This is a genomic window from Streptomyces mutabilis (genome assembly GCF_046628145.1).
GTDB classification, from domain to species: domain Bacteria; phylum Actinomycetota; class Actinomycetes; order Streptomycetales; family Streptomycetaceae; genus Streptomyces; species Streptomyces mutabilis.
In genome coordinates this window covers 4,929,291-4,941,587 of sequence record NZ_CP176874.1, presented here as the reverse complement: position 1 = coordinate 4,941,587, position 12,297 = coordinate 4,929,291, and the positions used below count along the sequence as shown (strand labels likewise).

The window sequence follows — 12,297 nt, the reverse complement described above, 5'->3', positions numbered from 1 at the left end:
CGGAATTTCTCACTGAAACCGGTGTACTTCTGTGCTCGACAACTGGGCGGTCGTTCCCGCCTGCCTGCCTCTCGTCCGCCGTCGTTGCCACGCGTGCGCGTCCGACCGCTTCCGGGCGAACGGCAAGTTCCGCGTCAACGCCAACCACAAGCGCATCGACGCCTGGCTCCTCGTCCTCTGCGCCACCTGCGGGGACACCGCGAAGATCACCGTCCTGGAGCGGACGAACGTGCGTTCCGTACGGCCCGAGCTGCTGGACCGGATGCACGACAACGACGCCGCCCTGGCGGCCGAGCTGCTCCAGGACCCGGTCCTGCTGCGCCGCAATCGCATCGCCCTCGACTGGGAAGGCGCCTGGCGCCTCGACACCGGCGGATCGGATCACCTGGACCGCGAGGTGATCGACGTGTCGGTCCGCTTCGAGGCGCGGATACCCGTCCGCCCGGTGCGCCTGATCGCCGAGGGGTGCGGTCTCTCGCGGGCCGAGGTGGAGAGACTGATCACGGAGGGGAAGCTCGTGTCGGCGGTCCGGCTGAGCGGCAGGATCTCCGGCGACTTCACCTTCACGCTCAAGCGCTGAGCCCCGGCTCGGCGCCCGGTGGCCGCACGTGGCAGGACGTGCGGCCCTCACTCCGTGCAAGGGAAACAGCCGGTCAGTAGTCGATGCGGTCCGTCTTGGCGATCCAGGCGTCGAACGGCTGGGTGCGGTGGGGCAGGTCGAGGTGCTCGACGGACATGGGCCACAGCTCCTGCGGACGCTTCTCGAACAGGTCGTAGAACTTGCGGTCGTCGAAGCCGGCCACGGCGGCGTCGTGGCGGTCGGCGGAGTAGATCAGCCGGTCGACGCGGGCCCACAGGGAGGAGGACAGGCACATCGGGCAGGGCTCGCAGGAGGTGACGAGGGTGCAGCCCTCCAGGCTGAACGTGCCGAGCTTCTGGCAGGCGGCGCGGATGGCGCTGACCTCGGCGTGCGCGGTGGGGTCGAGGCTGGAGGTGACCTTGTTGTTGGCGAGCGCCACGATGTCGCCGTCCTTGGCGATGAGCGCGCCGAAGGGGCCGCCGCCGTTCGCGACGCTGGTGGTGGCCAGCTCGATCGCCTGGTTCATCCAGGCGCGCTCGTCCTCGCGGATGCCGGACTCGGCGGTGTGGGTGGTCATGGCGGCTCCTCGGCTGGTGTATGGGCGGAACGACGGCTGCAACCTGTAGGGAGTACACAGGCTGCTGACCGGAACCGGCCAGAGGCCGAAGGCACGAACAACGAGCAGGCTGGTACCGGCGCTTCGTAGACTCCTACGAAAGCCATTCAGGCATGCGGCACCGCCGGCCCGGGAGCATGCCGAAGGGGTGCCCCGCCCGCGTGGACGACGCGGGCGGGGCACCCCTGAAGGCCGTTCCGGAGGGTCAGTCGCCCGCCGATTCGAAGGTGCGCAGCAGATCGGCCGCGACGCTCACGGCGATGGTCGCGGGTTCCTTGCCGGCGATGTCGGGCAGCCCGATCGGCGTCTTGATCCGGCCGATGACGGTGTCGTCGTGTCCGCCCTCGGTGGCGAGGCGCTTGCGGAACCGCGTCCACTTCGCCGCCGACCCGATCAGCCCGATGGAACCGAGGTGGTCGGTGCGCAGGGCCGCGTCGCACAGGGCCGCGTCCTCGGCGTGGTCGTGGGTCATGATCAGGACGTGGGTGCCGGGCGGCAGCTCGGCCAGCACCTCCTCCGGCAGCAGCGGTGTGTGGTGCACGTGCACCTGCGCCACCGCGTCGGCCAGCACGCCGAGCCGCTCCTCGGTGAGGAGGTCGGCGCGGCTGTCGATCAGGTGGAGGTCGAGATCCTGGCGGGCCAGGATGCGGGCCAGTTCGAGCCCCACGTGCCCGACGCCGAAGACCGCCACGGCCCGGACCACCGGGAGCGGTTCGAGCAGTACCGAGACCGTGCCGCCGCAGCACTGCACTCCGTGCTGGTTGGTCACCTTGTCGTTCAGCGCGAAGTCGATCAGTTCCGGTTTCGGCTCGGACGCGGTGATCATCTCCCGGGCCCGGTCGATCGCCACGGCCTCGACGTTGCCGCCGCCGATCGAGCCCCACGTCCCGGTCCGCCCCACGACGAGCTTCGCACCGGCGTCGCGCGGGGCGTGGCCGCGCACGGTCGCGACGGTCACCAGCACGCCGGGCTCCCGGCGTGCCCGCAACCGCGCGACCGCGGCGACCCACGTCATGTCAGGCACCGCTCAGCGCTGCCGCGCCGGTGCGGGCCTCGCCCCCGTCGGAGGCGGCTTCGTCGCGGGCCCGGCCCTCCCCGGCGGTGCCACCTTGCCGGGCCGCCTGGACCGCCCAGTACACCGCCTCGGGGGTCGCGGGTGAGGCGAGCTCGACGCTCACCCCGTCCGGCCCGAACGCGGCGGCGGCCTGCCGCAGCGCCTCGCGCACCGAGAACGCCAGCATCAGCGGCGGCTCGCCCACCGCCTTGGAGCCGTAGACCGCGCCCTCCTCGGTGGCGTTCTCCAGCAGGGTGACGTTGAACTCCTCGGGCATCTCCGAGAAGCTCGGCAGCTTGTAGGTGCTGGCGGCCTGGGTCAGCAGCCGGCCGCGGTTCGGGCCGTCGCCGGTGTCCCAGCGCAGGTCCTCCAGCGTCAGCCAGCCCGCGCCCTGCACGAAGCCGCCCTCGACCTGGCCGATGTCGATCATCGGGGAGAGGCTGTCGCCGACGTCGTGCACGATGTCCACGCGCCGGATGCGGTACGCGCCGGTGAAGCCGTCCACCTCCACCTCGGTCGCGGCGGCACCGATCGCGAAGTACTTGAACGGCGAGCCCCGGAAGGTCTTCGCGTCCCAGTGCAGCCCCTCGGTCCGGTAGTAGCCGGCCGCCGACAGCTGGACCCGCTGGAAGTACGCGGTGCGCACCAGGTCGTCCCAGGCCAGCTCGGCGTCGCTGCCCAGGGCGCGCGCGACGCCCTCGACGATGCGCACGTCCGAGGCGTTGGCGCCGAACTGCGAGGCGGCCACCTGGAGCAACCGCTCGCGCAGCTGCTCGCAGGCGTTCTTGATCGCCCCGCCGTTGAGGTCCGCGCCGGAACTGGCGGCGGTGGCCGAGGTGTTGGGCACCTTGTCGGTGCGGGTCGGGGCGAGACGCACCTTGTGCAGCGGGATGCCCAGCGTGGTCGCGGCCACCTGGATCATCTTGGTGTGCAGGCCCTGGCCCATCTCGGTGCCGCCGTGGTTGATCAGGACGGAGCCGTCCTTGTAGATCAGCACCAGCGCGCCGCCCTGGTTGAAGGCGGTGAGGTTGAACGAGATGCCGAACTTGACGCCGGTGACCGCGAGCGCCCGCTTGGTGTGCGGGTGCGCGGCGTTGAAGGCGGCGATCTCGCGCCTGCGGTCGGCGATGCCGCCGTTCTCCCGCACCTGCTGCCAGACGGTGGTGATCCGCTCGGGCTGGGTGACCGGCTGTCCGTACGGCGTCGTCTGGCCCTGGCCGGGCCGGTAGAAGTTGCGTTCGCGCAGCTCCATGGGGTCCAGGCCGAGCCGCGGCGCGCAGCGGCCGAGGATGTCCTCGATCACCAGCATGCCCTGCGGTCCGCCGAAGCCGCGGAAGGCGGTGTTGGAGACCGTGTTGGTCCTGGCGATGCGGCCGGCGACGCGCGCGTTGGGGATCCAGTACGTGTTGTCGATGTGGCACAGCGCCCGCGCGAGGACCGGCTCGGACAGGTCCAGGCTCCACCCGCCGTCCGCGGTCAGCGTGGCGTCCAGGGCCTGGATGCGGCCCTCGGCGTCGAAGCCGATCTTCCAGGTGGCGTGGAACCCGTGCCGCTTGCCGGACATGGTCAGGTCCTGGGTCCGGTTGAGCCGGAACCGGACGGGCCTGCCGGTCAGCTTGGCGCCCAGCGCGGCGACGGCCGCGAAGCCGTGCGGCTGCATCTCCTTGCCGCCGAAGCCGCCGCCCATCCGCAGGCACTGCACGGTCACCTCGTGGGAGGGCACCCCGAGCACGTGCGAGACGATCTCCTGGGTCTCGGACGGGTGCTGGGTGCTGGACTGGATGAACAGCTGCCCGTTCTCGTCGACCTGGGCGAGCGCGGCGTGGGTCTCCAGGTAGAAGTGCTCCTGGCCGGAGAACTGGAACTCGCCGGTGAACACGTGCGCGGAGTCGGCGAAGCCGGCGTCGACGTCGCCGTGCGTCATGACGGGGCGGGCGCCGTGGTAGCTGTCCGCCTCGATCGCGTCCCGCAACGTGATCACGGAGGGCAGTTCGTCGATCTCCACCTCGACGGCCGCCGCGCCGAGCCGGGCCGCCTCCAGGGTCTCGCCGAGCACCCAGGCGACGGCGTGGCCGTGGAACATGACCTCGTCGGGGAAGAGCGGTTCGTCGTGCTTCATCCCGGCGTCGTTGACGCCGGGCACGTCGGCGCCGGTCAGCACGCGGACCACGCCGGGCACGGTGAGCGCGGGCGCGGTGCGCAGCGCGGTGATCCGCCCGTGGGCCTTCATCACCTGGACCGGGTAGGCGTGCAGCACGTCCTTGGTGCGCTGGACCAGGTCGTCGGTGTAGAGGGCGGTGCCCGTGACGTGCTGGTAGGCGCTCTCGTGGGGCAGTGAGAGGCCGACGGCCGGCTTCTCGGGGCGCTCGGACAGGTGGCTCATGACGGCACCGCCTCGGTGGTCTGGGCGTACAGCTTCAGCAGGCTCTGGCCGAGCATCGCGGAACGGTAGAGGGAGCTGGCGCGATGGTCGTCCATCGGCGTGCCCTCGCCCCGCAGCACCCGGGCCGCGGCCTCGGCGGTCCCGGCCGACCACGGCCTGCCCTCCAGGGCCGCCTCGGTGGCGAGTGCGCGGACCGGGGTGGCGGCCACGCCGCCCAGGCCGATGCGCGCCTTGCGGACGGTCCCTTCCTCGATGTCCAGCGCGAAGGCGACCGCCACGCTGGAGATGTCGTCGAAGCGCCGCTTGGCGATCTTGTGGAAGGCCGTGACCGGCGACAGCGGCAGCGGGACGCGCACCGCGCGGATCAGCTCGCCGGGGCGGCGCACGCTCTGCCGGTAGCCGGTGAAGTAGTCCGCCAGCGGGACCTCGCGCTCGCCGTCGGCGTCGGCGAGCACCACCGACGCCTCCAGTGCGAGCAGCACCGGCGGGCTGTCGCCGATGGGCGAGCCGGTGCCGAGGTTGCCGCCCAGGGTGGCGCCGTTGCGGATGAGCCGGGAGGCGAACTGCGGGAACAGCTCCGCCAGCAGCGGGACGGTGCCGTCGAGACGGCGTTCGATCTCGGTGAGAGTCAGCGCCGCACCGATCTCGATGTGGTCGGACTCGACGCGCAGCGCCCGCAGTTCGGGCAGCCGGTCGACGGCGACCACGCAATCCGCCCGGCGGGAGCGGATGTTCACTTCCACGCCCCAGTCGGTGCTGCCCGCGACCACCACCGCGTCGGGCCGCTCGCGCAGCAGCCGCAGTGTTTCGGCCAGGGTGTCCTTGCGCAGGAACGCGCGGTCGTCCTGGGTGTATTCGGTGGCGACCGGCGCGGGCGGAGCCTGGTCGCGGCGCCGCGCCAACGGGTCGTCGCCGGTGGGCGCGCCGACGGCGAAGGCGGCGTCGCGAATGGGGCGGTAACCGGTGCAGCGGCACAGGTTCCCGCTCAGCGCGTGCAGGTCGAACCCGTTGGGGCCGTGCTCGGCGTCGGTGCCGTCGGCCGCCCCGGCGCCCGGGTCCGCGTGCGCGCAACGGTCGGGCCGGTAGTACTCGGCGGCCATGCTGCACACGAATCCCGGCGTGCAGTATCCGCACTGGGAGCCGCCGCGGACCGCCATCTCCTCCTGCACCGGGTGCAGGACGGCCGGCGTGCCGGGCTCCGCCGCGGTGGCGAGGCCCTCCGAGGTGACGACCTCCTGGCCGTCGAGCGCCGCGGCCGGGACCAGGCAGGCGTTGACCGCCACCCAGTCGGTGGGCTTGTCCACGCCGGGGCGGGCCACCAGGACGGAACAGGCGCCGCACTCGCCCTCGGCGCAGCCCTCCTTAGTGCCGGTCAGGCCTCGCTCGCGCAGGAAGTCCAGCACCGTGGTGTGGGGCGCGAGGGGCGCGATCGGTTCTTCTTTCCCGTTGACCGTGATCCGTGCCGCTACCATGACGGGCCCTCGATTCGGCTCGAGGCAGGTCGATTCATCATGTTCGCCAATTTCAGGCAGCTTTCTGTGCTCGGGCGCGCTCAGAGGCGCCACGAAAAGGAGCGAGCGCAAATCGGCACGCGACGGCGGCATGCCGTGAAGTGGTGGGGTGAGGGACCGGGAAATCCGGATATCCCAGAATGTGCCACCTGTGGGCACAGGAGAAACGGCGTGCTCAGCAGCCGTGCGCGACCCGACCCGGAACCCACGCCGTGCGGCGGGCGAGGCGACCGAGATCAGAGTTCGTGTACATCCGCCGGTCGCCTCCTTTCGAAAGTCATGGATCTGCTTCCATCGCAAATTAGTGGGTGGGGTCACCGGGGTCAAGAGGTGAACCGGCCGATTGTCCGGAACCGATGAACGACAGACCTCTCCCCAGGGTCTCCCCACAGCAGGACACTTGACCGACGCACAACCGGGGAAGGACCCGGGAACGGGCCGGGAGAACTCCAGAGTGGTCTGGGGACACCCGGGGGGCACCGATGCCGCCGGAGGGGGCGCGACATGCGGGACAGTCATCGGTCGGAGGCCGAGCGGCTACTGAGGCGGGCCGTGGAGGAGGAGGTCCGGCGCTCGGGCGGGCGCACGGACGGGAACGTGCTGCTCTCCCGGGCGCGCGGGGCGCTCGACGCGATGGCGGACACGGCGGCGGAGGAGTACGAGGCCTACACCCGCGCCCTCGACGAGGCGACGGCCGGTCAGCTCACCTTCCGGCAGCGCTACGCCCGGGAGGGCGCCGGCACTCCCCTGCTGGTGGCCGCGGTGGCGGCGGTCGCCGCGGTGGTGGCCGACATGGCCCTCGGCACCGGCACGGGCACCGCGGTGGGCGCTGGGGTGACCGTCGGGATCGTCGGCGCCGCGGCGACCGTGGTGAAGGTGGTCGGATCCCACCTGCCGGCCGCCCACCACCGCGCGGGTGCCGTCAGCCAGCCCGGCGGGCCCGAGCAGTTGCGGCTGCAGTGGCTGACGGCGCTGGAGGTACGCGGCATCCGGCCGTTCCTGGACCAGCAGCGGATGCTCGCCGCGTCCACCGGGCCGAAGAAGGCGGGGCCCAAGCTGCGGGGCGCCGACAAGAGCGCGGCGGCCCGCGGGCGCAACGCGCTGGAGCAGTCGTTCGCGCAGCTCCCGGAACCGGAGGGCACCTTCGCGGGCCGGCGGCAGGAGATGGCGCGGCTGCGGCAGTGGGTGCAGGCGGCCCGCGCGAGCACGCAGACCCAGCCGACGGTGGTCGTGCTGCACGGGGCGCCGGGCAGCGGCCGTACGACGCTCGCGGTACGGGCCGCCCACGAACTGCGGGACTACTTCCGCGGGGCCTGCGTGGTCGACCTGCGCGGGGACGGACCCGCCTCGGACGGCGAGTCGCCGCTGAGCACCCGGGACGCCCTGCTGCACCTGCTGAACCGGCTCGGGGCGCCCCGCGAGCAGTTGCTGTTCCGCGAACGGTCCTCGGCGGCCCAGCAGGTCAAGCGGCTCAGCGAGCTGTACCACCAGCATCTGACGGGCGTGGCGGTCACCGTCGTGCTGGACGACGCCTCGGACCCCGAGCAGGTGCGCGCGCTGATCCCGGAACGGTCGGACAGCCTGGTGCTGGTCACCGCGCGCGAGCCGCTCCGGCTGCCGCCCGACCTGCCGGCGCGGGTGTACGACCTCCCCGTCGAGGCGCTGGACGAGGCCGGTGCCGAGGAGCTGCTGGCCGCCTGCGCGCAGGACACCTCGGGCCCTTACGACGCCGACTCCGGCGACCGCGTCCGGGAGCTGTGCGGCGGGCTGCCGCTGGCCCTGCGCATCGCGGGGTCGTCGCTGGGCCCGCGTTCGCCGCGCGCGCTGGCGACCGACCTGGGCGCCTACGGGCCGGTGGAGCCGGTCGAACGGGCGCTGTGGCTGCGCTACACCGACCAGCCGGAGCCCGCCCGTCGGCTGCTGCGCCGGCTGGCGCTGGCCGGGCGCACCTCGCTGGGCCCCCCGGCCGCCGCCGCGCTGCTGGCCACGGACGAGACGGAGGCGGCCCGGCAGCTCGCGGAACTGTCGCGGGCGGGCCTGCTGGACCACGTGCGGGGCAGCCGATACCGGCTGCACGACGTGGTGCGGGCCTTCGCCCGGGCCCGGCTGGCCGACGAGGAGGAGCCGGGCGAGCGGGCGGCGGCGCAGGAACGGCTGATCGCGAACTACGCCGAGCTGGCCGACTCGGTGCTGCGCCTGGTCGACGGCAACATGTCGACCCGCTCGGACCGGTTCGGTCAGTACGGCTTCACGTCCCTGGACGAGGCGCTGCGCTGGCTGGACGACGAGTCGAGCTTCATCACGGCGGCGCTCCGGCACGCGGAGGGCGTCGACCAGGGCGCGGTGCTCAACCTGCTGGGCGCGCTGTGCGACTACTGCCTGCTGCGCGGCGACCTGTACCGGCTCGGTGAGATCAGCGAGCTGGCGCAGTCCGTGGACCAGGGGCTGCTGGTGCGTTCGGTGCAGTGGCGCACCGGCATCGCGGCCCGGCAGCTGGGTGAGCTGGACACCGCGCGGACGACGCTCACCTCCGTGGTCGACCTGTACATGGAGGCCCACCACGACGCCGGCGCGGCGCGTGCCCTGTGCTCGCTGGGCATCACGCTCCACCACCAGGGCAACCTGACCGAGGCGGCGGCGAAACTGCGGGAGGCGCTGGACCTCCAGGCCTCGCCCGAGCTGGCCACGGACCGGGCGTGGACGCTGCACGCGCTGGCGGCGGTGCAGCGCGACCGGGCGCGGCTCGCCGAGGCCATGGACCTGCTCACCGAGTCACTGGTACTGCACCGCGCGGGCGAGTCGGTGCACGGCCAGGCGTGGGCCCACTTCCAGCTCGGCCAGCTGCACCTGCGTATGGGGGACGTACCGCGGGCCGAGACGGACCTGCGCACGGCCCTGGAGCTGTACGGCCGCACCCAGGACGCCCGCGGCGAGGCCTGGGCACTGACCCAGCTGGCGCGGGCCCGGCTGGTGGACGGTGACGTGTCCGCGGCGGTGGAGGAGCTGCGGCTGGCGGCGACCCGGCACCGCGAGAACGAGGACGCGCGCGGGAAGGCGTGGAGCATCTACTACCTGGGCCAGGCGCTGGAGGAGACTGGCGCCCTGGACCAGTCGGTACGTGCGCTGGAACGCTCCCGCACGATGTTCTCCCGGATGCGGGACGTGTACGGGCTGGCCTGCGCCCGGCACCACTCGGCCCGGGTGACCCGCGACCAGCGGGCCGCCCAGACGGGTTCGCTGCGCAACTCCGGTTTCGCCCGGCAGCTCCTGGTGGACGCCCGCGCCGACTTCCAGCGCATCGGCGTCGGCCACGGGGAGGCGTGGACCTGCCTGGAGCTTGCGGTCGTGGACGCGGGCAACGCCCGTACGCCGCAGGCACTGGCCCTGTGCGACGAGGCGGCGGCGCTCTTCGCGGCCTACGGCGACCGGCGGGGTGACGACTGGGCCCGCTTCCTGCGCTGCACGCTGCTGCCGTATGCCGCTCCGGGCGGTGTGGAGGTCGGCACGGCGGTGGCGCAGGAGGAGCTGGCCCAGCTGGCCCGCGCGCCTCATCCGGCCCGGGACACCAAGCTGGACGACTACATCGAGGCCTACCAGCTGCTCCTGGAACGCGGGGTCCAGCTGGAGTCCGGCTGGCAGGCCTGGCGTCTGGGCATGGTCCCGAACCGCCAGGCCCGGGAGGTGATGGGGGTGGCGGTGACGGCGAAGCCGTGACGGCGGGCGCCCCACCCCAGCGCCGGGTCACAGGCCCGGCGTCACCCCTTCTGCGGCTCCACCCGGCCGGAGGTCTCCGTCTCGGCCCCCGGCTCCGGCGCCTCCTTGAAGTCCACCTTGCCCATGTGCCGGCTCATGGACCGCATCAGCCCCCACACCGCCAGGGCCATCACCGCGAAGACGATGAACCCGAGGACACCGGGCGTGACCTTGTCCTCGTCGAGCTCGGCGAGAGTGACGAGGTGCGTCATTGCCATGCTTGCGCTTGCACTCATGTCAGGCATTGTCCCGGACGCCCGCGAAGAGGTCGTCCTCGGGGAGGGAGGTTTCCACGAGGGACTTCGCCAGCTCGTACTCCTCGGTGGGCCAGACCTCCTTCTGGATCTCCATCGGCACCCGGAACCAGCCCCCGTCGGGGTCGATCTGCGTGGCGTGCGCGATCAGCGCCTTGTCGCGGATCTCGAAGAAGTCGGCGCAGGGCACGTGCGTGGTGAGCGTGCGCTCCTTGCGCTCGAACTCCGACCACCGCTTGAGCCAGTCCTCGTAGGGCGACTCCAGGCCGCGCTCCAGCAGCGCGTTGTGCAGCGCCTCGGTGCGGGGACGGTTGAAGCCCTGGTTGTAGTAGACCTTCAGCGGCTGGTACACCGCCCCGTACTCGGCCTCCGGGTACTTCTCGGTGTCGGCCGCGCCCTCGAAGGCCACCATCGTGATCTTGTGGGTCATGATGTGGTCGGGGTGCGGGTAGCCGCCGTTCTCGTCGTAGGTGGTGATCACCTGGGGACGGAAGGAGCGGATCTTCCGCACCAGCTCGCCGGCCGCCTTGTCGACGTCCTCCAGGGCGAAGCAGCCCTCCGGCAGCGGCGGCAGCGGGTCGCCCTCGGGCAGGCCGGAGTCGACGAAGCCGAGCCACTCCTGCTTGACGCCCAGGATCTCCCGGGCCTCGTCCATCTCCTTCTTGCGCACCTCGTGGATGTGCTCCTCGATGTACGCGTCGCCCTGGAGCTTGGGGTTGAGGATGGAGCCGCGTTCCCCGCCCGTGCAGGTCACCACCAGCACGTCCACCCCCTCGGACACGTACTTCGCCATGGTGGCCGCGCCCTTGCTCGACTCGTCGTCGGGGTGGGCGTGGACGGCCATCAGTCGCAGCTGGTCAGTCAAGACTCAATCCTCGGTCAGTCGGCGCCCGTGTGCATCGGCGCAATCCAATAGGTGCCGCCCGCAGGGGCGTCCGTGAGGGGCGGCGGTCGGGTGGCGGGTGGGAGGCTTCTATAGTGACCGAATCGGGCGCGGAATAATTCCGCGGCCCGGGAAGACCGGCTCCCGCCGAGAGGACGATCATGAGTACGGCGAGCACACGAGCGCCCGAGAGCCGCTACGGCCGCTCCTCGGACGAACGGGCCGACCGCACACTCAAGATCGTCGGTGCCGTGCTCGGCGCCGTCCTGCTCGCGGTGATCGGCTGGTTCGGCTACCACTACGTCGGCCAGAACAAGATCAGCGGCGAGCTGATCGGCTTCGAGCTCGCCGAGGACTCGGTGCAGGTGCACCTGGAGGTCCGCAAGGACGCCGGGGTCACCGGCTACTGCACGGTGCGCTCCCAGGCCGAGGACGGCGACGAGGTGGGCCGGGCCGACTTCCGCTTCGACGGGGACGACACGCGCGTCGACAAGGTGGTCACCCTGCGCACCAAGGCCGCGGGCACCACGGCCGAGCTGCTCGGCTGCCACGCGGACTGACCCCGCGGCGCCCGCCGGAGCCAATCCACCTGCTCTGACCTGCGGTGTCAGGAATCTGGTGGCTTATGTCCTCCCCCTTTGGCCACTCAATTGTTAGGCTCGTGGTTTCGCCCTTCCGTGAAGGAACATCCTTCTGGGTAGGGCGTTGATTTGTATTCCCAGTACCAACGAGGAGCACCCGTGACCCAGACCAGCGAGAACGTCACCTGGCTGACCCAGGAGGCGTACAACAAGCTCAAGGAGGAGCTTGAATACCTTACTGGTCCTGCGCGCACCGAGATCTCTGCCAAGATCGCCGCGGCGCGTGAGGAGGGGGACCTGCGCGAGAACGGCGGGTACCACGCGGCGAAGGAGGAGCAGGGCAAGCAGGAGCTCCGCGTGCGCCAGCTGACCCAGCTGCTCGAGAGCGCCAAGGTGGGTGAGGCCCCGGCCGCGGACGGCGCGGTCGCGCCCGGCATGGTGGTCACGATCGCCTTCGACGGTGACGAGGACGACACGCTGACCTTCCTGCTCGCCTCCCGGGAGTACGCGAGCTCGGACATCGAGACCTACTCCCCGCAGTCGCCGCTGGGCTCGGGCGTCATGGGCCACAAGGTCGGCGAGGACGCGGAGTACGAGCTGCCGAACGGCAAGATGGCCTCCGTGAAGATCCTCAAGGCCGAGCCGTACAACGGCTGACCGGGCAGCCGGCCCGGGCCGGTGC

General features: G+C 71.9%; 10 protein-coding genes. 4 read left to right on the top strand and 6 right to left on the bottom strand.

All coding sequences use genetic code 11. The features are described from left to right. Nucleotides 1–31: 31 nt before the first annotated feature. A complete protein-coding gene (locus ACLIN4_RS22410; protein ID WP_107476173.1) occupies nucleotides 32–580 on the top strand; it encodes a DUF1062 domain-containing protein in 549 nt (182 codons plus the stop codon). A 73-nt stretch (nucleotides 581–653) separates the two neighbouring features. Here the strand turns inward: ACLIN4_RS22410 and ACLIN4_RS22405 are convergent, their stop codons facing one another. From ACLIN4_RS22405 to ACLIN4_RS22390, 4 genes are all read right to left on the bottom strand, one after another. Continuing rightward, nucleotides 654–1,157: a nucleoside deaminase gene (locus ACLIN4_RS22405; RefSeq protein WP_290013616.1), complete on the bottom strand. Its 504-nt coding sequence runs from the start codon at nucleotides 1,155–1,157 to the stop codon at nucleotides 654–656. Nucleotides 1,158–1,401: 244 nt separating this feature from the next. Further along, nucleotides 1,402–2,211, bottom strand: coding sequence for a xanthine dehydrogenase accessory protein XdhC (gene xdhC, locus ACLIN4_RS22400; protein WP_289904377.1), 810 nt, complete (start codon nucleotides 2,209–2,211; stop codon nucleotides 1,402–1,404). 1 nt (nucleotide 2,212) lies between these two features. Further along, nucleotides 2,213–4,633: a xanthine dehydrogenase molybdopterin binding subunit gene (xdhB, locus tag ACLIN4_RS22395; RefSeq protein WP_381911713.1), complete on the bottom strand. Its 2,421-nt coding sequence runs from the start codon at nucleotides 4,631–4,633 to the stop codon at nucleotides 2,213–2,215. Beyond that, nucleotides 4,630–6,105 carry a xanthine dehydrogenase small subunit gene (locus tag ACLIN4_RS22390; protein ID WP_381938939.1) on the bottom strand — a complete coding sequence of 492 codons (1,476 nt, stop codon included), beginning with the start codon at nucleotides 6,103–6,105 and terminating at the stop codon, nucleotides 4,630–4,632. Before ACLIN4_RS22390 ends, xdhB begins: the two co-directional genes overlap by 4 nt. A gap of 543 nt (nucleotides 6,106–6,648) precedes the next feature. On the opposite strand from ACLIN4_RS22390, the gene ACLIN4_RS22385 reads away from it, so the two are divergent. Next, on the top strand, nucleotides 6,649–9,858 hold the full coding sequence (locus tag ACLIN4_RS22385; protein WP_269956358.1) for a tetratricopeptide repeat protein: 3,210 nt from the start codon (nucleotides 6,649–6,651) through the stop codon (nucleotides 9,856–9,858). A gap of 41 nt (nucleotides 9,859–9,899) precedes the next feature. Here ACLIN4_RS22385 and ACLIN4_RS22380 read toward each other — a convergent pair whose 3' ends face one another. Further along, a complete protein-coding gene (locus ACLIN4_RS22380) occupies nucleotides 9,900–10,142 on the bottom strand; it encodes a hypothetical protein (RefSeq protein ID WP_071528875.1) in 243 nt (80 codons plus the stop codon). Beyond that, a complete protein-coding gene (gene mca, locus ACLIN4_RS22375; RefSeq protein ID WP_179342246.1) occupies nucleotides 10,135–10,995 on the bottom strand; it encodes a mycothiol conjugate amidase Mca in 861 nt (286 codons plus the stop codon). Before mca ends, ACLIN4_RS22380 begins: the two co-directional genes overlap by 8 nt. A 200-nt stretch (nucleotides 10,996–11,195) precedes the next feature. Between mca and ACLIN4_RS22370 the strand changes: the two genes are divergently transcribed. Beyond that, nucleotides 11,196–11,594, top strand: coding sequence for a DUF4307 domain-containing protein (locus ACLIN4_RS22370; RefSeq protein ID WP_043380552.1), 399 nt, complete (start codon nucleotides 11,196–11,198; stop codon nucleotides 11,592–11,594). Between the two features lie 180 nt (nucleotides 11,595–11,774). Next, entirely contained in the window at nucleotides 11,775–12,272 is a 498-nt protein-coding gene (gene greA / locus ACLIN4_RS22365; protein WP_100045974.1) for a transcription elongation factor GreA, read from the top strand. The last annotated feature ends 25 nt before the right edge of the window (nucleotides 12,273–12,297 follow it).

What these genes read in the sequence shown, in the direction of transcription:
- ACLIN4_RS22405 (WP_290013616.1), bottom strand. Translation starts at nt 1,157, where the DNA reads ATGACCACCCACACCGCCGAGTCCGGCATCCGCGAGGACGAGCGCGCC.
- xdhC (WP_289904377.1), bottom strand. Translation starts at nt 2,211, where the DNA reads ATGACGTGGGTCGCCGCGGTCGCGCGGTTGCGGGCACGCCGGGAGCCC.
- xdhB (WP_381911713.1), bottom strand. Translation starts at nt 4,633, where the DNA reads ATGAGCCACCTGTCCGAGCGCCCCGAGAAGCCGGCCGTCGGCCTCTCA.
- ACLIN4_RS22390 (WP_381938939.1), bottom strand. Translation starts at nt 6,105, where the DNA reads ATGGTAGCGGCACGGATCACGGTCAACGGGAAAGAAGAACCGATCGCG.
- ACLIN4_RS22385 (WP_269956358.1), top strand. Translation starts at nt 6,649, where the DNA reads ATGCGGGACAGTCATCGGTCGGAGGCCGAGCGGCTACTGAGGCGGGCC.
- ACLIN4_RS22380 (WP_071528875.1), bottom strand. Translation starts at nt 10,142, where the DNA reads ATGCCTGACATGAGTGCAAGCGCAAGCATGGCAATGACGCACCTCGTC.
- mca (WP_179342246.1), bottom strand. Translation starts at nt 10,995, where the DNA reads ATGGCCGTCCACGCCCACCCCGACGACGAGTCGAGCAAGGGCGCGGCC.
- ACLIN4_RS22370 (WP_043380552.1), top strand. Translation starts at nt 11,196, where the DNA reads ATGAGTACGGCGAGCACACGAGCGCCCGAGAGCCGCTACGGCCGCTCC.